General features: G+C 63.4%; 19 protein-coding genes and 1 tRNA gene. 10 read left to right on the top strand and 10 right to left on the bottom strand.

The window, feature by feature from the left end; all coding sequences use genetic code 11:
• The first annotated feature begins 242 nt into the window (after positions 1-242).
• The 4 genes from ACSQ3E_RS07195 (at position 243) to ACSQ3E_RS07180 (ending at position 4,137) form a co-directional block, all read left to right on the top strand.
• Positions 243-1,391, top strand: coding sequence for an ROK family protein (locus tag ACSQ3E_RS07195; RefSeq protein WP_436122487.1), 1,149 nt, complete (start codon positions 243-245; stop codon positions 1,389-1,391).
• 2 nt (positions 1,392-1,393) lie between these two features.
• Positions 1,394-1,840: an RbsD/FucU family protein gene (locus ACSQ3E_RS07190; protein WP_436122163.1), complete on the top strand. Its 447-nt coding sequence runs from the start codon at positions 1,394-1,396 to the stop codon at positions 1,838-1,840.
• Positions 1,837-2,760, top strand: a complete 924-nt coding sequence (locus ACSQ3E_RS07185; protein ID WP_310323214.1) for a carbohydrate kinase family protein — start codon at positions 1,837-1,839, stop codon at positions 2,758-2,760. Before ACSQ3E_RS07190 ends, ACSQ3E_RS07185 begins: the two co-directional genes overlap by 4 nt.
• Positions 2,761-2,994: 234 nt before the next feature.
• Positions 2,995-4,137 carry a DegT/DnrJ/EryC1/StrS family aminotransferase gene (locus tag ACSQ3E_RS07180; protein ID WP_436122162.1) on the top strand — a complete coding sequence of 381 codons (1,143 nt, stop codon included), beginning with the start codon at positions 2,995-2,997 and terminating at the stop codon, positions 4,135-4,137.
• Between the two features lie 14 nt (positions 4,138-4,151).
• Here the strand turns inward: ACSQ3E_RS07180 and cysQ are convergent, their stop codons facing one another.
• Genes cysQ through cysD form a run of 3 tightly spaced genes read right to left on the bottom strand, consistent with a single transcriptional unit; the run spans position 4,152 to position 7,799 of the window.
• The gene (gene cysQ, locus ACSQ3E_RS07175; protein WP_436122161.1) at positions 4,152-5,003 is read right to left on the bottom strand and encodes a 3'(2'),5'-bisphosphate nucleotidase CysQ; all 852 of its coding nucleotides are present in this window, start codon (positions 5,001-5,003) and stop codon (positions 4,152-4,154) included.
• On the bottom strand, positions 4,954-6,891 hold the full coding sequence (gene cysN, locus ACSQ3E_RS07170; RefSeq protein WP_436122160.1) for a sulfate adenylyltransferase subunit CysN: 1,938 nt from the start codon (positions 6,889-6,891) through the stop codon (positions 4,954-4,956). Before cysN ends, cysQ begins: the two co-directional genes overlap by 50 nt.
• A 2-nt stretch (positions 6,892-6,893) precedes the next feature.
• Complete coding sequence (cysD, locus tag ACSQ3E_RS07165; protein WP_310323208.1) at positions 6,894-7,799, bottom strand: sulfate adenylyltransferase subunit CysD; 906 nt, start codon at positions 7,797-7,799, stop codon at positions 6,894-6,896.
• Between the two features lie 367 nt (positions 7,800-8,166).
• Between cysD and ACSQ3E_RS07160 the strand changes: the two genes are divergently transcribed.
• Positions 8,167-9,603, top strand: a complete 1,437-nt coding sequence (locus ACSQ3E_RS07160) for a DUF2793 domain-containing protein (RefSeq protein ID WP_436122159.1) — start codon at positions 8,167-8,169, stop codon at positions 9,601-9,603.
• 29 nt (positions 9,604-9,632) lie between these two features.
• On the opposite strand, the gene ACSQ3E_RS07155 is transcribed toward ACSQ3E_RS07160, so the two are convergent.
• Together ACSQ3E_RS07155 and ACSQ3E_RS07150 are read right to left on the bottom strand one after the other, a co-directional pair.
• Positions 9,633-10,640, bottom strand: a complete 1,008-nt coding sequence (locus tag ACSQ3E_RS07155; RefSeq protein ID WP_436122158.1) for an NAD-dependent epimerase — start codon at positions 10,638-10,640, stop codon at positions 9,633-9,635.
• A gap of 82 nt (positions 10,641-10,722) precedes the next feature.
• Complete coding sequence (locus tag ACSQ3E_RS07150) at positions 10,723-11,316, bottom strand: biotin transporter BioY (protein ID WP_436122157.1); 594 nt, start codon at positions 11,314-11,316, stop codon at positions 10,723-10,725.
• 123 nt (positions 11,317-11,439) lie between these two features.
• Here ACSQ3E_RS07150 and ACSQ3E_RS07145 point away from each other — a divergent pair, with 123 nt between their 5' ends.
• Positions 11,440-12,348, top strand: a complete 909-nt coding sequence (locus tag ACSQ3E_RS07145; RefSeq protein ID WP_436122156.1) for an MBL fold metallo-hydrolase — start codon at positions 11,440-11,442, stop codon at positions 12,346-12,348.
• A gap of 2 nt (positions 12,349-12,350) precedes the next feature.
• On the opposite strand, the gene ACSQ3E_RS07140 is transcribed toward ACSQ3E_RS07145, so the two are convergent.
• Together ACSQ3E_RS07140 and ACSQ3E_RS07135 are read right to left on the bottom strand one after the other, a co-directional pair.
• Positions 12,351-13,169 carry a DUF1499 domain-containing protein gene (locus ACSQ3E_RS07140; RefSeq protein ID WP_436122155.1) on the bottom strand — a complete coding sequence of 273 codons (819 nt, stop codon included), beginning with the start codon at positions 13,167-13,169 and terminating at the stop codon, positions 12,351-12,353.
• Between the two features lie 140 nt (positions 13,170-13,309).
• Positions 13,310-14,947, bottom strand: coding sequence for a fatty-acid--CoA ligase (locus ACSQ3E_RS07135; RefSeq protein WP_436122154.1), 1,638 nt, complete (start codon positions 14,945-14,947; stop codon positions 13,310-13,312).
• Between the two features lie 168 nt (positions 14,948-15,115).
• Here ACSQ3E_RS07135 and ACSQ3E_RS07130 point away from each other — a divergent pair, with 168 nt between their 5' ends.
• Positions 15,116-15,838: a hypothetical protein gene (locus tag ACSQ3E_RS07130; RefSeq protein ID WP_436122153.1), complete on the top strand. Its 723-nt coding sequence runs from the start codon at positions 15,116-15,118 to the stop codon at positions 15,836-15,838.
• A 16-nt stretch (positions 15,839-15,854) separates the two neighbouring features.
• On the opposite strand, the gene ACSQ3E_RS07125 is transcribed toward ACSQ3E_RS07130, so the two are convergent.
• Together ACSQ3E_RS07125 and ppdK are read right to left on the bottom strand one after the other, a co-directional pair.
• A complete protein-coding gene (locus ACSQ3E_RS07125; protein ID WP_436122152.1) occupies positions 15,855-16,592 on the bottom strand; it encodes a polysaccharide deacetylase family protein in 738 nt (245 codons plus the stop codon).
• A gap of 197 nt (positions 16,593-16,789) precedes the next feature.
• Positions 16,790-19,456: a pyruvate, phosphate dikinase gene (ppdK, locus tag ACSQ3E_RS07120; RefSeq protein WP_310323196.1), complete on the bottom strand. Its 2,667-nt coding sequence runs from the start codon at positions 19,454-19,456 to the stop codon at positions 16,790-16,792.
• 206 nt (positions 19,457-19,662) lie between these two features.
• Here ppdK and ACSQ3E_RS07115 point away from each other — a divergent pair, with 206 nt between their 5' ends.
• Positions 19,663-19,998: a VOC family protein gene (locus tag ACSQ3E_RS07115; RefSeq protein ID WP_436122151.1), complete on the top strand. Its 336-nt coding sequence runs from the start codon at positions 19,663-19,665 to the stop codon at positions 19,996-19,998.
• A gap of 237 nt (positions 19,999-20,235) precedes the next feature.
• Positions 20,236-20,310, top strand: a tRNA-Gln gene (locus tag ACSQ3E_RS07110).
• A 93-nt stretch (positions 20,311-20,403) separates the two neighbouring features.
• Here the strand turns inward: ACSQ3E_RS07110 and ACSQ3E_RS07105 are convergent.
• Positions 20,404-21,261 (bottom strand): LysR family transcriptional regulator, encoded by an 858-nt coding sequence (locus ACSQ3E_RS07105; protein WP_436122150.1) that lies wholly within the window; start codon positions 21,259-21,261, stop codon positions 20,404-20,406.
• A gap of 97 nt (positions 21,262-21,358) precedes the next feature.
• Here ACSQ3E_RS07105 and ACSQ3E_RS07100 point away from each other — a divergent pair, with 97 nt between their 5' ends.
• Complete coding sequence (locus tag ACSQ3E_RS07100; RefSeq protein ID WP_436122149.1) at positions 21,359-22,696, top strand: aspartate aminotransferase family protein; 1,338 nt, start codon at positions 21,359-21,361, stop codon at positions 22,694-22,696.
• Positions 22,697-22,699: the final 3 nt, after the last annotated feature.

The raw sequence follows: 22,699 nt of genomic DNA, 5'->3' as shown, positions 1-22,699 counted from the left end.
CCCAGTCGAGTATCCGGCCCTGACGAAACACCAATCGGGGTCCGCTGTCAATAATTAAATCACTCTTATTTATTATTGACAGGATTGCAGTCCACCCGCATTCTGTCCCAAAAGAAAAATTGCGGATTTTCAGAGAAAACCGCGGAAATGACGGGAGGAAGCCGGTGGAGGCCGGGAGTTTGAAGCACGGTTCGCCCGATGCTGCGGAAGCGCCGCAGCTGCGTGGCACCAATCAGAGCGGCATGCGCGACCAGAACGAGCGGCTGGTGCTGTCGCTGGTCAGGCAGAGCGGCGCGCTGGCCAAATCCGACATCGCCCGCATGACCGGCCTGTCGGCGCAAACCGTCTCCGTCATCATGCGCGAACTGGAGGTCGAGGGGCTTTTGCTGCGCCAGGAACCGATCCGCGGCAAGATCGGCCAGCCCTCCATTCCGATGGCCCTCAACCCGGAAGGCGCCTTCTTCATCGGCCTCAAGGTCGGTCGTCGTAGCGCCGAGCTGGTGCTCATCGATTTTCTCGGCAGGACGCGGGCGATGCTGCAGAACTCCTATGGCTACCCGACACCCCACGACACCATCGAATTCGTGAAGTCGGGCATAGCCCAAATGCGTGCCGGCCTGACGCGCGAGCAGGACAAACGCATTGCCGGCCTGGGCGTCGCCATGCCGTTCGAGCTCTGGAACTGGGTCGATACGGCGGGCGCCCCGCGCGAAATCATGGACGCATGGCGCAACCGCGACATCCGCAGCGACCTCCAGGCGCTGTTTTCTTTTCCCGTCTATCTGCAAAACGATGCCACCTCGGCCTGCGGCGCCGAACTGGTGTTCGGCGACATCGGCTCGCTTCGCGACTTCATCTATTTCTACATCGGCGCCTTTGCCGGCGGCGGCGTGGTGCTCAACGGCAGGCTCTACAGCGGACCGACGGGCAATGCCGGCGCGCTCGGCTCGATGCCGGTGCCGGGCCCGGGCGGCAGGCCTACCCAGCTCATCGATGTCGCCTCCATTGCCGTGCTCGAAAAGGCGCTGAACGCCAGGGGCATCGAAGCCTCATACCTCTGGACCTCGCCCGAGGAATGGCACGATCTCGGACCTGACCTCGACAACTGGATATCGACCGCCTCGGAGGCGCTTGCCTACGCCATCGTGGCGTCGGCATCCGTCATCGATTTCGAAAGCGCCGTCATCGACGGCTGGATGCCACCGTCGATTCGCGCCCGCCTGGTGCAATCGGTGCAATCGGCGATCGGCAAGATCGACGTCGAGGGCCTGCGTATCCCGTCCGTGCGCGAGGGCACGGTCGGCATCCACGCGCGCGCCATGGGCGGCGCCAGCCTGCCGCTGTCCGAGCGCTTCCTCATCGGCTCGACCGCACCATCGCGAGGGGTCTGATCGTGCTCATCAACATCCCTCCCCTGCTCGGGCCGGACCTCTTGTTCACGTTGCGGGCGATGGGCCATGGCGACGAGATCGCCATCGTCGACGGCAACTATCCCGCGCTCGAGCATGGCCGCCGCGTCATCCGCGCCGACGGGCTCGACCTGATCCCGGTGCTCGACGCCGTGCTGCAGGTGCTGCCGGTCGACGATTTCGTGCCGCAAGCGATCTTCCGCTCCTCGGTCAAGGGCGACCCCGCCCTGTCCGACCCCGTGCATGATGAAATCGACCAGGTCTGCGCCCATCGCGCACCAGGCTTCGCCGTCGTGCCACTCGCTGGCGATGCCTTCTACAGCCGCGTCAAGGCGGCCCACACCATCATTGCCACCAGCGAGCCAAGGCTCTACGCCAATATCATCGTCCGCAAGGGCGTCATCTATCCAAAGGGAACCGGCAAGCCATGATCCTGTGCTGCGGCGAAGCGCTCATCGACATGCTGCCACGGCAAAGTCCTGATGGCGAACCTGCTTTTGCGCCTTATGCCGGCGGCGCGATCTTCAATTCGGCGATCGCGCTCGGTCGCCTCGGCGTGCCGACCGAATTCTTCTCCGGCCTGTCGTCCGACCTGTTCGGCCAACAGGTCCGCGACGTGCTCGCGGCGAGCAATGTCGGCTCGCGCTACGCCAATCTGTCGGGACGGCCGACGACGCTCGCCTTCGTCCGGCTCGACAACGGCCACGCCACCTACACCTTCTATGATGAAAACACCGCCGGCCGCATGCTGACCGAGGCCGACCTGCCTGCGCTTGGCGACGACATCGATGCCATGTTGTTCGGCGCGATCAGCCTCATTCCCGAGCCATGCGGTTCAGCCTACGAGGGGCTGATGAAGCGCGAGCACGAGCGCCGCGTGATGATGTTCGATCCCAACATCCGGCCGGGCTTCATCCAGGACAAGCAGGCTCACCTCGGACGCATGCGCCGCATGCTTGCCATGGCCGACATCGTCAAGCTTTCGGACGAGGACCTGGCCTGGTTCGGCGAGACGGGCAGCCATGACGAGATCGCTGCTGACTGGCTGGGCAAGGGCCCGAAGCTGGTGATCATCACCAAGGGCAGCAAAGGTGCCACCGCCTACAGCGCCCAGCACACTGTCTCCGTGACACCCGAAAAGGTAACAGTGGTCGACACCGTCGGCGCCGGTGACACCTTCAATGCCGGGGTGCTCGCAGCCCTCCACGAACAGAAGGTGCTGACCAAGGCCGCCGTCGCCACACTTTCGGAATCAGCCATAGAAGCGGCACTTTCGCTCGGCGCACGCGCTGCGGCAGTGACGGTGTCGCGAGCGGGCGCAAACCCACCATGGCGGCGCGAACTGGCCTGAATCGCGCGTTTTCCGGCGATTTTACCGATCACTTTATGTTTCGCATCGCCAAGCCGGCTTAGACGCGCCAGCCGGCAAAACCCCTGTTTTCCGCCATTTTCGGTGCGAAAACGCTGCAACCGAAAGTAACAGGAACTGCAGGCGCGCCTTGCATGCCGCAGGGTGCTCGGCTTTTTCGGACTCCCCAACTCTGCTATCAGCGGCGCGAAGAAACGATTGGGTTTTGGGGCAATAATGCAGTTCATCGATCTCGGCGCGCAGCGCGAACGAATCCGCGACCGTCTCAAGGCGGCTATCGACAAGGTTGTCGATGAAGGACGCTACATCCTCGGTCCGGAAGTCACCGAATTCGAAAACCAGCTCGCCAAATATGTCGGCGTCAAGCATGTCGTGGCCTGCGCCAACGGCACCGACGCGCTGCTGCTGCCGCTGCTGGCCTCGGGCATTGGCCCTGGCGATGCGGTGTTCGTGCCGAGCTTCACCTTTGCTGCCACCGCTGAAGTTGTGGCGCTTGCCAAGGCCGAGCCGGTGTTCGTCGACATCGAGCCGGACACCTACAACATCTCCATCGAGAGCCTCGAAGCCGCGATCGCCATGATAAAGGCCGAAGGCCGCCTGAAGCCGAAGGCGATCATCCCGGTCGACCTGTTCGGCATCGCCGCCGACTACGCGGCCATCGACGCCATCGCCAAGCGCGAGAACCTGCTGGTCATTGAAGACGCCGCCCAGTCGATCGGCGGCTCGCAGGACGGCAAGATGTGCGGTGCCTACGGCCATGTCGCCGCCACCAGCTTCTACCCGGCCAAGCCGCTCGGCTGCTACGGTGACGGCGGTGCGATGTTCACCAATGACGACGAGTTCGCCGCCAAGCTGCGTTCCTTCGCCTTCCACGGCAAGGGCGAGACCCAGTACGACAACATCCATGTCGGCCTGAACTCGCGACTCGACACGCTGCAGGCAGCGATCCTGATCGAGAAGCTGGCGATCCTGGAAGACGAGATGGAGGCGCGTGCGCGCGTCGCCAAGCGTTATGCCGACGGCCTCGGCGATGTGGTCAAGGCCTCGCGCGCGCCCTCGGGCGGCCGCTCGGCATGGGCGCAGTACGCCATCGAGACCGCGGACCGCGACGGCCTGAAGAAGCACCTGCAGGAGCAGGGAATTCCGTCTGTCATCTACTATGTGAAGCCGCTGCATGTGCAGGTGGCCTACAGCCACTACCCGCGCACGCCGGGCGGCCTGCCAGTTTCCGATGCCGTGCCGGGCACCATCCTGTGCCTGCCGATGCATCCCTACCTCAGCGAAGCCGACCAGGACCGGATCATCTCGACGATCCGCAACTATGTCGGCTCCAACTCGGCCAAGATCGCGGCCGAGTAAGCAGCACTTTCAAGTCAGAACATGAAGGCCGGGTCGATGATCCGGCCGCTCGAGACGAAATGCGGATTGGCGAAATCCGCGTCGTTGACCTGGTTGCGCTTGCCATAGACCAGCGACGCACCGTCTAGCGTATGCGTGGTACCACCCGCTGCGCGCAAAACCGCATCGCCGGCAGCCGTATCCCATTCCATCGTCCTGCCGAAGCGCGGATAGAGGTCGGCCTCTCCTGATGCCAGCAGGCAGAACTTCAGCGACGAGCCGACCGAGACGATCTCGGCGGCATGCACGCGCTTGATGAAGGTTTCGGTTTCGGGCGTCAGGTGCGAGCGGCTGGCGACGATGGTCAGCGGCTCGCGTCCTTCGCGCACATGGATCTGGCGCCGGCCGGCGGCCACGCCGTCGACGATCTCGAACGCTTCGGCCTTGCCGGGTCGGCCGGCAAAGAAGCGTCCGGTGCACGGTGCGTAAACGACACCGATTTCGGGGGCTCCGTCGCGGACCAACGCGATGTTGACGGTGAAGTCGGTGCGCCGCTTGACGAACTCCTTGGTTCCATCGAGCGGGTCGATGACGAAGAAGGCGCGGCCGAGATCGGGCGCAACGACACCCTCCGACGTCTCTTCCTCGGCAACACAAGGCACGCCGGGAAAGGCCATCCGCAAGCCCTGGAGGATGATCTTTTCTGCAGCCCTGTCAGCTTGCGTGACGGGTGAGGCGTCCGCCTTGTCCGTCACCGTGATCTCGGAGTTGTAGACCTCCATGATCGCCTGCCCGGCCTCGACAGCCAGGCGTTCGAACAGTGCGAGTATGGCTTCGTCAGATGCCGCCGCCGTCGTCGTATTGATGCTCTGCAATGTCTCGCTCATTCAGCCAGGTCTCGACGGTCTCGACCATCTCTTCAGGGGTCTTGCCGAGTGTCTGGAGATGAATCTCAGGATTCTCCGGCGTTTCATAGGGCGAATCGACACCGGTGAAGTTCTTTATCGCGCCGGCGAGTGCACGGGCATAAAGCCCCTTCGGGTCGCGCTTGGCGCATTCCTCGAACGGCGTATCGACAAAGACCTCGACGAACTCGCCCTGCCCCATCAGTTCGCGCGCCATGCGGCGCTCGGCGCGGAACGGCGAGATAAACGAGACGATGACGATCAGGCCGGCATCGGCCATCAGCTTGGCGACTTCGGCGACGCGGCGGATGTTTTCGACGCGATCCTCGTCGGTGAAGCCGAGGTCGCGGTTGAGACCGTGGCGGACGTTGTCGCCGTCGAGGATGTAGGTGTGGCGGCCGGCCGCGTGCAGCTTCTTTTCCAGCATGTTGGCGACGGTCGACTTGCCCGAGCCGGACAGGCCGGTGAACCACAGCACGGCCGGGCGCTGGTTCTTGAGGTCGGCGCGGGCATGGCGGGTCACGTCGAGCGACTGCCAGTGGATGTTTTCCGACCGCCGCAGCGGGTGCAGGATCATGCCGGCACCGACGGTGGCGTTGCTGATCCGGTCGATCAGGATGAAGGCACCGGTGGTGCGGTTCTCGGCAAAACTGTCGAAGGCCACCGTCGACTGGGTCGAGATGTTGCAGACGCCGACTTCGTTCATCTCCAGCGACTTCGCCGCTTCATGGGCGAAGTCGTTGACGTTGATGCGGTACTTCAGCTCGGTGACTGTAGCACTTGCTTGATCGGTCTCTGTGCGCAGGATGTAGGAGCGCCCAGGCAGCAGCGCCTGCTCGTCGAACCAGACGACATTGGCGGCGAACTGGTCGGCGACATCGGGGCGAGCATCGGGCGAAACCAGCAGGTTGCCACGCGAAACCTCGACCTCGTCTTCGAGCACGATGGTGATCGCCTGGCCGGCAACGGCGCTGCGCAGGTCACCGCCATGGGCGACGATACGCTTGACTGTCGACGGCTTGCCCGACTTGGCAACGACGATCTCGTCGCCCTGCGAGATCGAACCTGATGCAATCGTCCCGGCGAACCCACGGAAATCGAGATTGGGCCGGTTCACATATTGCACGGGGAAGCGGAACGGCCGGTCGGTCGCCTCTTCCTCGACGACCACCGTTTCCAGATGCTCGATCAGGGTCGGGCCGGAGTACCAGCCCATCTTGTCCGAGCGTCGCGTGACGTTGTCGCCGAAGCGCGCCGACATCGGGATCGGCACAATCGACTTGAAGCCGAGGCTTTCGGCAAAGCTCGCATATTCTGCAGTGACGCGGTCGAACACGCCCTGGTCGAAGCCGACAAGGTCGATCTTGTTGATCGCAACGACGATGTTCCTGATGCCGAGCAGCGAGGCGATGATCGAGTGTCGGCGCGTCTGGCGCAGCACGCCCTGCCGCGCATCGACAAGCACGATGGCGAGGTCGGCAGTCGAGGCACCCGTCGCCATGTTGCGGGTGTACTGCTCATGGCCGGGCGTGTCGGCGACGATGAACTTGCGCTTCGGCGTGGCGAAGAAGCGGTAGGCGACATCGATGGTGATGCCCTGCTCGCGCTCGGCCTCCAGACCGTCGACAAGAAGCGCGAAATCGACGTCCTCGCCGGTAGTGCCGTGCTTGCGCGAATCGCGTTCGAGCGCGGCGAGCTGGTCCTCGAATATCTGCTTGGTGTCGGACAAAAGCCGGCCAATCAGCGTCGACTTGCCGTCATCGACCGAGCCGCAAGTCAGGAAGCGCAGGAGCGACTTCTGCTCCTGGCCGGCGAGATACTCGCGGACGCTCTCGGCGGCCTCAATCTTGGTGGCCATGGCGTGGCGCATTCTCAGAAATACCCTTCGCGCTTCTTCTTTTCCATCGAGCCGGCTTCGTCGCGGTCGATGAGGCGTCCCTGCCGCTCGGAGGTGCGGGCGGTCAGCATCTCGCTGACGATGCCCTCGAGGCTGTCGGCGTCGGATTCGATGGCACCGGTCAGCGGGTAGCAACCCAGCGTGCGGAAGCGCACGAGCTTGTTTTCTACCACCTCGCCCGGCCGCAGCTTCATGCGGTCGTCATCGCGCAGGATCAGCATGCCGTCGCGCTCGACCACCGGCCGATGCTTGGCGAAATAGAGCGGCACGATCGGGATGTTTTCCTGTAGGATGTACTGCCAGATATCGAGCTCGGTCCAATTGGAGAGCGGGAATACGCGGATCGATTCACCTGCGGCGACGCGGGTGTTGAAGATTTTCCACATTTCCGGGCGCTGGTTCTTCGGATCCCAGGCATGCTGGGCATTGCGGAAGGAGAAGATGCGCTCCTTGGCGCGCGACTTCTCCTCGTCGCGGCGGGCACCACCGAAGGCTGCGTCGAAGCCGTATTTGTCGAGCGCCTGGCGCAGCCCAACCGTCTTCATCACGTGGGTGTGCGTGTTCGAGCCGTGATCGAACGGGTTGATGTTGTCGCGGACGCCGTCCGGATTGACATGGACCAGCAGGTCGAAGCCGAGCTCGCGCGCCATGGTGTCGCGAAACTCGATCATCTCGCGGAATTTCCACGTCGTGTCGACATGCAAGAACGGGAATGGCGGCTTGGCGGGATAGAAGGCCTTCATCGCCAGATGCAACAGGACCGAGGAATCCTTTCCCACGGAATAGAGCATCACAGGCTTGGTGAAAGTGGCAGCGACCTCACGAAAAATGTGGATCGCCTCCGCCTCGAGACGGTCCAGGTGAGTCAGTCTGGCAAGCATTGAAAAGCCTTCGGAAATCGTTCCTTGGCCGCGGTTTTTGTGCCGAAACGACCGATTGGCTTGCAGTGTCGCACAAATTAGCTGTGTCGCAAGCAGCCCACGACCAAAAACCACTGCCCGCACAGTCAGTTTTTGCCCGTGTTCCACATCTTCTGGAATGCAATTCCCCGGCGTGGTCAGGCAGCTGATTTTGGCGCGAAATTTGTTCTTGGACAGGCGTTCAGATTCTTCCTGGAACCCTAGGCACTTCCCGACAGCTTGAAGCGTGGATAGACACGCTCGTTTTTCAACGTCCCTCCGCGCAGCCTTATCATTGGACAAATGCCAACGACAGGAGCCCGCCTTGGAACAAACGACCAACCTCAAGATGCCCTTCATCATGCCTTCGCAGGCGCAAAAGCACGTCACTCACAACGAGGCGCTGCTGGCGCTCGACGTCGTCGTGCAGCTTTCGGTGCTCGACCGGCATCTGGCGGCGCCACCCGCTCTGCCCATCGAAGGCGACCGCTACATCGTCGCGGCCTCGGCCACCGGCGGCTGGATTGGCAAAAGTGGCCAGGTCGCTGCCTGGCAGGACGGCGTCTGGGCTTTCCACGCCCCGGTCAAGGGTTGGCTCGCCTGGGTCGCCGACGAGCAACGCATCTTCGCCTATGACGGCACCATCTGGCTCGATGCGGTTGCACTCGGCATCAATCCGGCTGCGATGGTCGGCGTCAACACAACGGCGGATGCCACCAACCGGCTTTCGGTGAAAAGCCCGGCGGTTCTGTTAGACAATCAAGGCGCCGGCCACCAGGTCAAGATCAACAAGGCCGCATCCGGCGACAACGCCTCCCTGCTTTTCCAGACCGGCTACTCAGGAAGGGTCGAGTTCGGCCTCGCCGGCGACGACGACTGGCATCTCAAAGTGTCGCCCGATGGTTCGGCCTGGACGGAAGCCGTGAAGGTCAGCCGCACCGATGGGCGCGTACTGTTGCCGGCCGCGCTGACGTTGACTGACCAGAACCAGGTGGTAGCCAAGAGGCATGTCCGCGACATGCTTACCACCAACCGCACCTATTATGTCCGGACCGACGGCTCCAACAGTAACACCGGCCTGGTCAACAACGCCGGCGGCGCATTTCTGACCATCCAGAAGGCCGTCGACACCGCCGCCGCCCTCGACCTCTCGATCTATAATGTGACAATCCAGATTGGCACCGGCACTTATGCCGATGCTGTCGCGTTCAAAAGCTACATCGGGACTGGGCCAATCACTATCCAGGGGGATTTGACCACTCCCTCCAATGTGACTTCGTCTCTGACGACCAGCTTCAACTTCTCGGCAGTCAACGTCACTGGACGTTGGCGCGTCGCCGGCATCAAGCTCACCAACACGGGCAACTTCATCGCCGGCATCTATTGCGAGAACTCGACCGTAGAATGGTCGAACATCGAGTTTGGCGCATTCAGCGGCACTTCCTCTGTGCACCTGCAGGTTGGGTTTGGTGGGGTTCTGAGGTCCTACGGCAACTACAGCATTTCGGGCGGAGCGGTTGCGCATATCTACGCAACGCTCGGCGCAGTCATTTCAAACATCGGCCGCACGATCAACATCACCGGCACACCTGCCTTCTCAAACTGGTTCGCAGGGATATTCTCCGGATCGCTATTACAGATAAACGGCAACACCTTTTTGGGCGCCGCGACCGGCGCGCGCTACTCGGTCGCGACCAACTCGGTCATCGACACCAACGGCGGCGGAGCTAGCTATCTGCCCGGCGGAAGCAGCGGTTCTGCCACAACCGGAGGCCAGTACGTCTGATTGGCCTGCTCATCGGCGGTGCGCCCCTTTTACTGGACGCGGTAATGCCTGCCGTACCAGTCAACGAAGCGGACAAGCCCCTCCTCGATCGGCGTGTGTGGCAGCTCGCCGATCAATGCTTCGAGGTCGCTGACATCGGCCCAGGTGCTCAGCACATCGCCCGGCTGCAGCGGCATGAAGTTCTTCACCGCCTCGCGGCCCGTCGCGCGTTCGAGAATGCGGATCATCTCCATCAGATGTTCCTTGCGGCGGTTGCCGATGTTCATGACGCGATGCGGCGCCCAGCTGCCTAATGCCCCGCCGGCCGCGATGTCATAGTCCGGGTCGGCCTTGGGCGGCAGGTCGATCAGCCGCACGATGCCTTCGACGATGTCGTCGACATAGGTGAAGTCGCGGTACATGTCGCCATTGTTGTAGATATCGATGGTCTCGCCGGCGAAGATGGCGCGAGTGAACTTGTAATAGGCCATGTCGGGTCGGCCCCATGGCCCGTAGACGGTGAAGAAGCGCAGGCCCGTCGCCGGCACGCCAAACAGATGGCTGTAGGTATGCGCCATCAGCTCGTTTGCCTTCTTGGTAGCGGCATAGAGGCTGACCGGATGGTCGACACCGTCGTGCGGCGAATAGGGCTGCTTCTTGTTGCCGCCATAGACCGAACTCGACGAAGCATAGATCAGGTGCTTCGGCTGCGTTGCGCGGCAATTTTCCAGGATGTTCAGAAAGCCGGTGACGTTGGCATCGACATAGGCTTGCGGATTTTCCAGCGAGTAGCGCACGCCGGCCTGTGCCGCGAGGTTGATGACGATCTCCGGCCGGCATTCGAAAGCGGCTTTCACCGCCGCCGCATCGGCCAGATCGGCCTGGATGAAGCGGAAATCGCCATGTTCGGCCAGCAACTCCAGCCGCGCCGCCTTCAGCGACGTGTCGTAGTAGTCGGTCACGCTGTCGAAGCCGACGACCTCATGGCCATCAGCCAGAAGGCGTCGGGCGACGTGGAAACCGATGAAGCCGGCCGTGCCGGTGACGAGAACGGTCATGAATTCACTGCTCTTCAAATGCAAAACGCCCCGGCCTTTCTAAGGCCGGGGCGTCTGCAAATCCATCGCTCGATTGAAGCGATCAGGCCTTCTTGGGCAGCAGCGCCCAGATCGCCGGAACGGCTGCTGCAGCCAGTGCCACCTTGATCAGATCCGGCACGATGAACGGCACGACGCCGAACTGCCAGGACTTTTCCACGCCGATCAGCAGCGAAAGCCAGGAGAAACCAAGCGCCATCATGACGACTTCGGCGACGAGCATCGCGCCGAGCATCTTGACGATGCTGCGGCCCCAGCCGCGGTCGACGGCCCAGCCAACGATTGCCGCCATGGCAACGAAGCCCAGTAGATAGCCGCCGGTCGAACCGAGCATGTAGGTAATGCCGATGCCCTTTTCGGGCGTGCTCTGGAACACCGGATACCCCATGGCGCCCTGCGCCATGTAGAGCAGCAGTGTCGCCACGCCGAGGCGCAGGCCATAGGCCGCGCCGATGCCGAGCACGGCCAGCGTCTGCAGCGACATGTCGACCGGCCCGAGCACGACCTTGGTCTTGGCCGAAGCGATAAGCAGCAGCGAACCTGCAATGGCCAGCAAAAGCTGGGTCGCCAGGCGCGTCGCACCCTTTTCAGGCAATGCCGCCGAGATGAGCGCGGTGGAACTGGATGCAGCGGCCATGTAAATCCCCTTGTGGTATGCGCGCCGAGGCACGCCAAACATGGTTTTCCCTATATTGTCTTCCATGCTAAGCGGCAAACGAATTTGCCTTGGGCATCTCGAACTCACAGATATCGGCCGGTCATGTCCCTCGATTTCGACACACGCTTCGATCCTGCCTACGGCCAGACTGTTGCTGTCGCCGACGGCGTCGTGCGGCTCACCGCCAACAATCCAAGCGCCTTTACCTTCCATGGCACCAACAGCTACATCATCGGCACCGACACGCTGGCGGTGCTCGATCCCGGACCAAACGACGACGCGCATCTCGAAGCGCTGCTTCGCGCCATTGCAGGCCGTCCCGTCAGCCATATTTTCGTCAGCCACACCCATCGCGACCACTCGCCGCTGGCGGCCCGGCTGAAGGCGCTTACCGGTGCCGTGACGGTCGCCGAAGGGCCGCATCGCTCGGCACGTCCGCTGCGCATCGGCGAAGTCGCACCACTCGATGCGAGCAGCGACACCGATTTTATCCCCGACCTCACTGTCGCCGACGGCCAGGTCGTCGATGGCGATGGCTGGTGCATGCGGGCTGTGCTGACCCCAGGCCACGCGGCGAATCACGCCGCGTTCGCGCTTGAAGGCAGCGGCATCCTGTTTTCAGCCGACCACGTCATGGCCTGGTCGACCTCGATCGTGGCACCGCCTGACGGGGCGATGTCAGACTACATGGCATCGCTCGACAAACTCATCGAACGCGACGACAGTACCTATCTGCCCGGTCATGGCGGCCCGGTCGTTTCGCCGCAGATTTTCGTACGCGGCCTGAAAGCCCATCGCCAGATGCGCGAGGCCGCGATCCTCGAACGCCTCGCCGCCGGCGACAGCTCTATCCCAGACATCGTGCGTGCGATCTATCGCAATACCGATCCCAGCCTCTATGGCGCCGCCGGGCTTTCGGTGCTCGCCCATCTCGAGGACCTTGTCGGCCGCGGTCAGGCCGCCAGCAACGAGGCTCCGGCGATCGACAGCGTCTATTCCCTGGTCAAATAAGGCTATTGCTCGGGCGTCGCCGTGGTCGCGGTTCCCGCTTGATTGGCGATCTCCTGATCGAGCTCGGCCAGGAAAACCGTGATCCGCCCGGCGTTCTCGCCGAGGTCGTGCCGCCCGTAGCGGGAAGCCGAGCGCATGTCGACGAATGTCGAATCGCCGTCATCCACCAGCCGGATCGCCACGTCGGAGGGCAAGGCGAGGATGAAGGTTCGCGCCACCGCTTCGATGTCGACTTCGCCGACAGCCTTGTCGGCGGCAGGCGGTGGCACCACGATCTCCCAACCCTGCCGAGCGAGCACGGCCGAGACACTCTGCAGCACCTGGTCGAGTGACAGGTCGTAGCGACGCCCGGCGACCAGCGGATAGGACTGTGTCTGAAGGGTGCGCTCGCCTGCGGTTGGGATTTCGAGCCTGTTCATGGCTGACGTCCTGAGCGAGGCCGCAGCCGTCAGCGCCGGCGGATCTTCGACATCGGTCGAGATGTCGCGCAGCATCGGCAAGGTGGCGATCTGGTAGGCGACGAAACCGAACGGCGCGAGCACCGCCAACCCCAGCAGCGCACCGAAGGTCAGGTCGTGCCCGCCCCGGTCACCAAACTTCCACAGCCGCGAAAAGGCAAAGCCGGACAACAGCAACGCGAAAGCGGCGAGCAGCGCGACGATGCCCAGCACCCAGAAGAACGCCGTCGTGTCGACCAGGCCGCGGCGATGGCCGAGCACTGCGGTGATCAGCAGAACCGCGGCAAACGAAGCCATGCCCCGCGACAGACCCGCCGAACGCGTGGTGCGCACCTCATGATATCTCGTCTGGAACTCAGCCATGGAACCCCGTTACCCACCCAGCGTACATGGCAGCACTGCCGTCCCCACGGCAGAAATCGCTGCCCGGCCAAACTAGAGGGTTTCCGGCTCCGGTTGAAGCGGAAAGGCGGCTCGCGCCCCCTTCCCGCACATGAACTTGCTTACGCCGCAGTGTCCGTCGGCAGCCGGTAATCCCTGAACTTCTCGCGCAGCGCCGTCTTCAGGATCTTGCCAGTCGCCGTATGGGGAATCTCGTCGACGAAGGCGACATCGTCAGGCATCCACCACTTGGCGACCTTGCCGTCGAGGAATGCCAGAATGTCTGATTTTTCCGGATCCTTGCCTTGCTTGCGCACGATCACCATCAGCGGCCGCTCTTCCCAGCGCGAGTGTCTGACCCCGATCACCGCCGCTTCCTGGACGTCAGGATGTCCGACCGCCAGGTTTTCGAGTTCGATCGAGGAAATCCACTCGCCGCCCGACTTGATCACATCCTTGGAGCGGTCGGTGATCTGCATGTAGCCATGTTCATCGATATGAGCGACGTCGCCGGTGTCGAACCACTCGTCGGCATCGAACTGCTCGGCGCTGGCGCCACCGAAATACGAGCCGGATACCGCGGGGCCGCGCACCTTCAGCCGGCCGAAGGTCTTGCCATCCCAGGGCAGTTCGTTGTTGTTGTCGTCGGTGATCTTCATCTCGACGCCGAAGGGCGTGTAGCCCTGCTTCTGCTGGAGGTTCAGTCGGCTTTCGCCCTCGAGGTCGTCGTATTCGGGCTTGATGGTGCAGAGCGTGCCGAGCGGCGACATCTCCGTCATGCCCCAGGCGTGGATGACCTCGACGCCGTAATTGCGCTCGAACTTCTCCGTCACCATGCGCGGGCAGGCCGATCCGCCGATCACCACCTTGTTGAGATGCGGCAGCTTCTTGCCGGTTTCCTCCAAGTGCTGAAGCAGCATCAGCCAGACGGTCGGCACGGCCGCGGTGAAGGTGACGCGTTCGCTGTCGAGCAATTCGTAGATCGAGGCGCCATCCATCTTGCCGCCGGGCATGACCAGCTTGGCGCCGACCATCGGCACGCTTTGGGCCAGCCCCCAGGCATTGGCATGGAACATCGGCACCACGGGCAGGACGACGTCGCGCACTGAAATGCCCATCGCATCAGGCATCACGGCGATCATCGCGTGCAGCACGTTGGAGCGGTGGCTGTAGACGACGCCCTTGGGGTCACCCGTCGTGCCCGAGGTATAGCACATGCCGGCCGCGGCATGTTCGTCGAGCGCCTTCCAGACAAAATCGCCATCGGCTTCGGCCAGCCATTGCTCATAGGCCACGACATTGGGCAGCGCCGTCGGCGGCAAGTGGGCGGCATCGGTCAGGACGATGATGCGCTTGAGCGAGGCGACCTGCGGCGCGATCTTCTCGACCAGCGGCATGAAGGTCAGGTCGACGAACAGCGCCTGGTCCTGGGCGTGGTTCATGATCCAGACGAGCTGCTCGGGGAAAAGCCGCGGATTGAGCGTGTGGTAGACGGCGCCCATGCCCATGGTGCCGTACCAGGCCTCCATATGCCGCGCCGAGTTCCATGCCAGCGTGGCGATACGATCGCCGAGGTTGTAGCCGTCACGCTCCAGCCGTTGCGCCACCTTGAGCGAGCGCGTGCGCAGTTCTGCAAAATTGGTGCGGACGATCGGCCCCTCGATCGATCGCGACACGATCTCCCGGTCCGGATGCTGCCGTGCGGCGTGGTCAATGATCTTGTGGCACAGCAGCGGCCACTCCTGCATCAGTCCAAGCATGTGGATCCTCCCAGATCTAGTCTGGCCATTTTGGGCGCAATAGCCGGATTGTCCAGCCTGACCAAAGGGAAAGCCAAGCCGGCAAATCCAGCGGCCATATTGCGGCCACGGTCCCGGTTAACCTTTGTTACCGGCTGGCGGGATTGGTAAGATATTGTGAGGGATCACATGGATACGCATCCCCGCGCAGAGGACGAAGCCCTGCCGCAGCACGAAACGTCATCGCAGGAGCCAGAGTCTCATCTGGACAGCGTTGCCGAAACGGTCGAGCAGGACGTGATCGCAGCCGAGGAGATACCGGCAGGCGACGAAGCTCTCGCAATTTCCGATGCCGAGGACGCCGTCGTTGAGGCTGCATCCGAGCCGGTCGTGGAAACGGCCGCCGATATCGAGCTTTCCGCCGAAGAATTGTCCGAGGAAACGGCCGCGGTTTCAGAGGCCGAGGAAGCTTCTGAGGTTGTGCTCGCGGCTGAAACTTCGGCCGAAGCCGAAGTACCATCGGCGGACGACGCCGCGCCCCTCGCGATTGGCCCCGAAGAGCTGACAGAGGCAGTGCCTGAAATCGAGGAAGCCGGCCCCGCCACCATTGCGGCACCGTCCATCGCTCCAGGCTCCGTCTCGGAGTCGGAATTCGCCCACATGGTCGACGACGCACTCGAGGCTGTCGGCGGCATACTGCTGTTCAAGATGCGCCTCGATGAGGCCGGCGAGGACAGGCATGTCGCCGCGGCATCGATCGGCGACGGCGCCAGGCGCCAGTTCCTGCTGCTCTCGCTGCCTGTCACCGGCGGCAAGCTCAAGGTCGAGTCGGCCAGCCGCAGCAGCAGCCCGTTGGCCAAGCTCGCCGAAGCCTATGTCGGCGTGGTCGAGGCCTTCCGCGCCGCAGCCTGATGCCCCGACACGACGGTCAGTTCGTCGTGTCGTCGGTACCGTCATCCTCGACATCGTCGAGTCGCACAAAGGCGTAGCCCTTTGCCTTGAGCGCCAGCAAGCCCTTGACCAGCCCGCCGCCTGCCGCATGGGTCGGCTGGTTGATGTGGGCGATGATGACGTCGCCATCCTTGGCTGAGGAAACGCGGCGCTCGGTTTCGCGCGCGCCGAGCAGCGAGCCACCGTCGCCATTGATCGAATAGCCGGCAATCCTGAAGCCGAGACTGCGGATCAGTGCGATCGATGACTTGCTGTATTGCGCGGCAGCGCCGCGGAACCATTTCGGCGCCGGCCCGCCGCGCTCGGTCAGGGCCAGCGCACCGGCCACGACCTCGGCCTGCACGGCCTCGGTGCTGCCGGCACTTTTCAGCCCATAGATGCTGCGCGGCGTGTCGACCGCCGGGACGTGCTCGGCGCCGTGATTTTCCAGCTCGAACAGCTCGGGATGTGCCCGCATGATGGCGAGCGCCTCGCCATTGCGCTTCAGCCACTTGCCGGTCACGAAGATCGTCGCTGGTATCTTGTTGTCGACGAGTGCCGAGAGGATGCGGGCGTCGGTCTTGCCGCCACAGGCGTCCAGCGTCAGTGCCACGCGGGGCGTAGATTCGGTGGAAGGTCTGAGGTGCAACCGGGGTTCGAGAAGCGCTGCCGAGGCCGAAGAACTCACCAGCGCCGCGAAACCGACGCCAATCAAAAACCTGCCGAGCATGCGCATGCGAACTTCCGGGAATTGCAGTCTGGAACCGCGGCCACTGGCGCCCGAATTTTGGCGCGATGATGACCGCTGCTGCTATTTGGCTGCGGTGGTAACCGGCAATCCGCCTGCTGCTCAGCGAAGCCACCTGAAGCTATACCCAATTCGCAAATCGGGTATAGCCAAGCAGAATCAAGTCGTTCGCGGGCAGAAAAACCCTAGCGCTTTGCCTTGACCGCCGACTGCGCAGCGGCAAGCCGGGCGATCGGCACGCGGAACGGCGAGCAGGAGACATAATCCAGCCCGACGCTTTCGCAGAAGTGGATCGAGGCCGGGTCGCCGCCATGCTCGCCGCAGATGCCGAGCTTGATCTCCGGTCGCGTCGCCCTGCCCTTTTCGGCGGCGATCTTGACCAGTTCGCCGACACCGTCGACGTCGAGCGAGACGAACGGGTCCTGCTCGATGATGCCCTTCTGGCGATAGGTCTCGAGGAAGGACGCCGCATCGTCACGCGAGATGCCGAAGGTCGTCTGCGTCAAGTCGTTGGTGCCGAAGGAGAAGAACTCCGCCGCCTCGGCAATGACATGGGCGCGAATGGCCGCGCGCGGCAGCTCGATCATCGTGCCGACGAGATAATCGATATTCACGCCCGTTTCCTGCATCACGCTCTGCGCGACCTGGTCGATGCGCGCCTTGACGTAGTCGAGCTCCTTCATCAGGCCGACCAGCGGCACCATGATCTCGGGCACGACCGGGCTACCGGTCTTCTTGCCGGCTTCGATGGCCGCCTCGAAGATGGCGCGCGCCTGCATCTCGGCAATCTCCGGATAGGAGACGGCGAGACGGCAGCCGCGATGGCCGAGCATCGGGTTGAACTCGTGCAGTGCCTCGGTGCGCTGGCGCAGCTTGTCAGCCGACACGTTCATCGCGGCCGCGACCTCGGCGATCTCTTCCTCGGTCTTGGGCAGGAACTCGTGCAGCGGTGGATCGAGCAGGCGGATCGTCACCGGCAGGCCAGCCATGATCTCGAACAGCTCGATGAAATCGGAACGCTGCATCGGCAACAGCTTGTCGAGGGCTGTGCGCCTGTCCTTTTCGGTGTCGGCGAGAATCATCTCTCGCATCGCCACGATGCGGTCGCCGTCGAAGAACATGTGCTCGGTGCGGCAAAGGCCGATGCCCTCGGCGCCGAAGGAACGCGCCATGCGCGCGTCGGCCGGCGTTTCGGCATTGGTGCGCACCTTCATGCGGCGCGCCGCATCGGCCCACTCCATGATGGCAGCGAAATCGCCCGACAGTTCCGGCTGCAGCATCGGCACCGAGCCCTTCAGCACCTGGCCGTTGGAGCCGTCGATGGTGATGATGTCGCCCTTGCGGAAGGTATGCCCCATGGTGATCAGCGTACCGGCGCGATAATCGACGCGCAGCGAGCCGGCGCCGGAGACGCAAGGCTTGCCCATGCCGCGGGCAACCACCGCCGCGTGGCTGGTCATGCCGCCGCGCGTCGTCAGGATGCCTTCCGAGGCATGCATGCCGTGGATGTCCTCGGGGCTGGTCTCGATGCGCACCAGGATGACCTTGCGCCCTGCCGACTTCAGCTCCTCGGCCTCGTCGGAGGAGAACACGATCTCGCCGGTGGCAGCACCCGGCGACGCCGGCAGGCCGACGGCGATGACTTCACGCTGCGCCTTGGGGTCGATGGTCGGATGCAGTAGTTGGTCGAGCGCCGACGGGTCGATCCGGCAGATTGCTTCGTCCTTGGTGATCAGCCCCTCGCCGGCCATCTCGGCGGCGATCTTGAGGGCCGCCTTGGCGGTACGCTTGCCCGAGCGGGTCTGCAGCATCCACAGCTTGCCGCGCTCGATGGTGAATTCGAGGTCCTGCATGTCTCGGTAATGCTGTTCGAGGCGATTGGAGATCGCAACGAAGGTGTTGAACGCCTCCGGCATAAGCTTCTGCAGCGAGGGCTTGTCGGAGCCGGCGGCAATGCGCGCAGCTTCAGTGATGTTCTGCGGCGTACGGATGCCGGCCACGACGTCCTCGCCCTGCGCGTTCACCAGGAACTCGCCATAGAGCATCTTCTCGCCGGTCGACGGGTTGCGCGTGAAGGCAACGCCGGTAGCCGATGTCTCGCCCATGTTGCCGAACACCATGGCCTGGACATTGACCGCCGTGCCCCAGCTCTCGGGAATGTCGTGCAGACGGCGATAGGTGATGGCGCGGTGGTTCATCCAGCTCTGGAACACGGCGCCGATGGCGCCCCAAAGCTGCTCATGCGGATCCTGCGGGAATGCGCGGCCGAGCTCTTCCTCGACCTTGGCCTTGTAGAGCTTGATGACATCCTGCCACTGCGGCGCGGTGAACTCGGTGTCGAGTTCATAACCGAGACGCCCCTTCTCGTCTTCGAGCAGTTCCTCGAAGACCTCATGGTCGAGGCCCAACACCACGTCGGAATACATGGTGATGAAGCGACGATAGCTGTCATAGGCAAAACGTGCATCGCCGGCATCGACGGCCAGCGCCTCGACGGTAACGTCGTTGAGGCCGAGATTGAGCACGGTGTCCATCATGCCCGGCATCGAAGCCCGGGCGCCGGAGCGTACCGAGACGAGCAGCAGCTTTTCCGGATCGCCGAAACGGCGGCCGGTGATGGCGCCGACATGGTCGAGGGCGGCACGGACGTCGGCTTCAAGTGTTGCGGGATAGGCGCGGCCATTGGCATAAAACCAGTTGCAGGCTGCCGTGGTGATGGTGAAACCGGGTGGCACCGGCAGGCCGAGACTGCACATCTCGGCGAGATTCGCGCCCTTGCCGCCGAGCAGGTCGCGGTCGCTGGACCGTCCCTCCGCTGCACCGTCGCCAAAACTGTAAACCCACTTGGTCATGCCTTCTCCTCGCCGACTTAGTGTGGAGCTGGACGGTGGCCTCCGCCTGCTTCTGCGGGGAGCGATAGGATGCTGCGCTGCGAAAGGCAAGGCGCAGTTCCGCCACGGAATGTCCTACAATCGATTAATGAACCAGCACCGCGGCACCCTTGCAGCCACCCGTCGCCTCATATAGAACATACCAAGAACAAACATCGGAGACGATCATGCGCAAGACCGGCAAGCTCGACTATATCGAAATGGCGGCGGTTGGCGGCACGCTCGACCATGTGAAGTCCTTCTACAGTGCGGCTTTCGGCTGGACCTTCACCGACTACGGCCCCGACTATTCGGCCTTCTCAGAAGGCCTCGACGGCGGCTTCCAGGCCGAAGTCCCGGCAAAACCACTGCCGATTCTCTATTCCGAGGCACTGGAAGACAGCCTGACTGCTGTCGAAGAGGCCGGCGGCACCATCGTCAAGCCGATCTTCTCCTTCCCCGGCGGCCGGCGATTCCATTTCGTCGATCCGGCGGGAAACGAGCTCGCTGTCTGGGGCGAATGATTGGCTGAGCCATCGCTCTCGATCGGAGCCTGACTGCATAAGCCCAAGATCATTCGACGCGCGTCGGCGAATGCGTGTTGGTTAGATCGAGCCCCATACAACCGGCGCAAACTCGATGCGACCTGCCCCAAGATGATGCGGAAAGCTGCAAAGGCGCGATTGTGCTTTTGCCGCGCGCTGCATATAAGGCGGCTGTCGATTGACTCGCTGCGGCTTGCTGTTGCTGCCGAAGCATGTTGGGGCGTCGCCAAGCGGTAAGGCATCGGTTTTTGGTACCGACATTCCCAGGTTCGAATCCTGGCGCCCCAGCCAAAATTTTCGCAAATCGCTCGAAATCACCTCAATTCGCAAGGTTGCCGACCGGCCTCGTGCGCGCGGCAGTCGCATCCTCGACAAGGCCGCACCTCACAGCGTCGGCAGGACCTGCCGGATGTGATTGGCAAAAGCCTCGACCGCCGGCGAGCGTTCGGCGTCGCCATAGGCGATCAGCATGCCGAGGCTTGAAAGCGGCGGCAAAGGCGCGTTGAGGATGTGGAGGTCGGAGGGCACCGCCTCCTTGGTCATGACGCTGATCGCCAGGCCCGAGCGGGCAACCGCGATCAATCCGGCCAGGCTGTTGCTGGCGTAGGAGATCTTGTAGCGCAGCCCGGCATGGGCCATGGCATCGCAGGCGGCGCGGTGGTCCATGGCGTTGGAGGCCGGTAGCGCCATCGGGATGACGTCGCCGAATTCGTGCTGTTCCAGCGTCGGCCGGCTGCCGACCCAGACCAGGGGCTCGGGGCGCACGACGTCGGGGGAATCGCCGGCATTCGGGGTCGACACCAGCGCCAAGTCGAGTTGCCGCTGGTGCAGCAGGCCGCGCAGCTCGACCGTCGGCGCCGAGACGACCTTGATCTCGACGTCGGGATAGAGGCTGCCGAAGGTCTTCAGGATCGCCGGGAAGAAGGCGATCAGATAGTCCTCCGGGCTGCCGAAGATGATCGACCCATGCAGGCCCTTGTCCGAAAAAGCCGAGACCGCGTCGTCCTGCAGCTTGAGGATGCGCTCGGCATAGGCGAGGAAACGGGTACCGCTCGCCGTCAGGCTGACGCCGCTGCCCCGGCGGTGAAACAGGCTCTGGCCGAGCACCTCCTCCAGCCGCTGGATCTGCATCGTCACCGCGGACTGCGTCCGCCCGACCTGCACCGCCGTAGCACTCAGGGTTCCGAGCTGCGCCGCCCGCACGAAGGTCGTCACCAATCTGAGGTCGAGCGGCGCCTGCATATCAAATCCCCTTATATCTGAATCCTTTTATTATCAATTTTACTGCACAAACGCCAACCCCTATCGTTCGCCCGAGCATCATCAAAAGGGGTGAGACATGTCGAACAACCGGGATCACGCGTTTTGGGCTTCGGCAAGGAAGCATCTGATCCGCTATGGCGGCAGCTTCGAGCCGGCGATCATCGAGCGCGCCGCAGGCTCGTTCGTCTATGACGCCGACGACAGGCCGATCCTCGACTTCACCTCCGGCCAGATGAGCGCCCTGCTCGGCCATGCCCATCCCAGGATCGTCTCGACGGTCAGCCGGCAGGTCGAGACGGTCGCGCATCTGTTCAGCGGCATGCTGTCCCGCCCGGTCGTCGATCTCGCCGAGCGCCTTGCCGGGCTGGCGCCCGGCCTCGACAGGGCGCTTCTGCTGTCGACAGGCGCCGAATCGAACGAAGCCGCCATCCGCATGGCCAAGCTGGTCACCGGCAAACACGAGATCGTCGCCTTCTCCAAGAGCTGGCACGGCATGACCGGTGTCGCGGCCTCGGCGACCTACAGTGCCGGCCGCAAGGGATATGGCCCTGCCGCCGTCGGATCGATCGCCATACCGGCGCCGAACAGTTTTCGCCCGCGCTTCCGGCATGCCGACGGCACGCTGGACTGGCGCAGCGAGCTCGACGACGCCTTCACCCTGGTGGACAGCCAGTCGACGGGAAGCCTGGCAGCCTTCGTCGCCGAGCCGATCCTGTCGAGCGGCGGCATGCTGGAACTGCCCGAGGGTTATCTCGCTGCACTCAAGCAGAAATGCCACGAGCGCGGCATGCTGCTCATCCTCGACGAGGCGCAGACCGGCATCGGTCGCACCGGAACGATGTTTGCCTTCCAGCGCGACGGCGTCACCCCCGACATACTGACGCTGTCCAAGACCATCGGCGCCGGCCTGCCGCTTTCGGCAGTGATGACGACGGCCGAGATCGAGGACGCCGCCTTTGCCAAGGGTTTCCTGTTCTACACCACCCATGTCTCCGACCCGTTGCCGGCGGCCGTCGGCCTCACCGTGCTCGACGTGGTGGAGGACGAGAATCTCGTCGAACGCGCCCGCCATCTCGGCACAAGACTCTTCGACGGCCTGTCACAGCTCAAGCAGCGCCATGAATGTGTCGGCGACGTGCGCGGCCGCGGCCTGATGCTCGGCGTCGAGATCGTCAGGAACGGCGCGGACAGGGAGCCCGACCATGAACTCGGCGCACGGATCGCGGCGGAGGCATTCAGCCGCGGCCTCAGCATGAACATCGTCAAGCTTCCCGGCATGGGCGGCGTGTTCCGCATCGCCCCTCCCCTGACGATCTCGGAGGCCGAACTCGATCTCGGCCTCAGCATCATCTCGGACGCGATCGAAGCCGGGCTGGCCGCTGGCGCAAGCGGCCCCAGCATCGCCGCAGAGTGAAAG

Origin of the sequence: Aminobacter sp. LjRoot7, from assembly GCF_964252895.1 — a bacterium.
In the GTDB taxonomy this organism is placed as follows: Bacteria; Pseudomonadota; Alphaproteobacteria; order Rhizobiales; family Rhizobiaceae; genus Aminobacter; species Aminobacter aminovorans_B.
The sequence above is the reverse complement of the archived record's forward strand: the minus strand, read 5'-3'. Positions and strand labels throughout refer to the sequence as shown.

What these genes read in the sequence shown, in the direction of transcription:
- ACSQ3E_RS07195 (WP_436122487.1), top strand. Translation starts at nt 243, where the DNA reads ATGCGCGACCAGAACGAGCGGCTGGTGCTGTCGCTGGTCAGGCAGAGC.
- ACSQ3E_RS07185 (WP_310323214.1), top strand. Translation starts at nt 1,837, where the DNA reads ATGATCCTGTGCTGCGGCGAAGCGCTCATCGACATGCTGCCACGGCAA.
- ACSQ3E_RS07180 (WP_436122162.1), top strand. Translation starts at nt 2,995, where the DNA reads ATGCAGTTCATCGATCTCGGCGCGCAGCGCGAACGAATCCGCGACCGT.
- cysQ (WP_436122161.1), bottom strand. Translation starts at nt 5,003, where the DNA reads ATGAGCGAGACATTGCAGAGCATCAATACGACGACGGCGGCGGCATCT.
- cysN (WP_436122160.1), bottom strand. Translation starts at nt 6,891, where the DNA reads ATGCGCCACGCCATGGCCACCAAGATTGAGGCCGCCGAGAGCGTCCGC.
- cysD (WP_310323208.1), bottom strand. Translation starts at nt 7,799, where the DNA reads ATGCTTGCCAGACTGACTCACCTGGACCGTCTCGAGGCGGAGGCGATC.
- ACSQ3E_RS07160 (WP_436122159.1), top strand. Translation starts at nt 8,167, where the DNA reads ATGCCCTTCATCATGCCTTCGCAGGCGCAAAAGCACGTCACTCACAAC.
- ACSQ3E_RS07155 (WP_436122158.1), bottom strand. Translation starts at nt 10,640, where the DNA reads ATGACCGTTCTCGTCACCGGCACGGCCGGCTTCATCGGTTTCCACGTC.
- ACSQ3E_RS07150 (WP_436122157.1), bottom strand. Translation starts at nt 11,316, where the DNA reads ATGGCCGCTGCATCCAGTTCCACCGCGCTCATCTCGGCGGCATTGCCT.
- ACSQ3E_RS07145 (WP_436122156.1), top strand. Translation starts at nt 11,440, where the DNA reads ATGTCCCTCGATTTCGACACACGCTTCGATCCTGCCTACGGCCAGACT.
- ACSQ3E_RS07140 (WP_436122155.1), bottom strand. Translation starts at nt 13,169, where the DNA reads ATGGCTGAGTTCCAGACGAGATATCATGAGGTGCGCACCACGCGTTCG.
- ACSQ3E_RS07135 (WP_436122154.1), bottom strand. Translation starts at nt 14,947, where the DNA reads ATGCTTGGACTGATGCAGGAGTGGCCGCTGCTGTGCCACAAGATCATT.
- ACSQ3E_RS07130 (WP_436122153.1), top strand. Translation starts at nt 15,116, where the DNA reads ATGGATACGCATCCCCGCGCAGAGGACGAAGCCCTGCCGCAGCACGAA.
- ACSQ3E_RS07125 (WP_436122152.1), bottom strand. Translation starts at nt 16,592, where the DNA reads ATGCGCATGCTCGGCAGGTTTTTGATTGGCGTCGGTTTCGCGGCGCTG.
- ppdK (WP_310323196.1), bottom strand. Translation starts at nt 19,456, where the DNA reads ATGACCAAGTGGGTTTACAGTTTTGGCGACGGTGCAGCGGAGGGACGG.
- ACSQ3E_RS07115 (WP_436122151.1), top strand. Translation starts at nt 19,663, where the DNA reads ATGCGCAAGACCGGCAAGCTCGACTATATCGAAATGGCGGCGGTTGGC.
- ACSQ3E_RS07105 (WP_436122150.1), bottom strand. Translation starts at nt 21,261, where the DNA reads ATGCAGGCGCCGCTCGACCTCAGATTGGTGACGACCTTCGTGCGGGCG.
- ACSQ3E_RS07100 (WP_436122149.1), top strand. Translation starts at nt 21,359, where the DNA reads ATGTCGAACAACCGGGATCACGCGTTTTGGGCTTCGGCAAGGAAGCAT.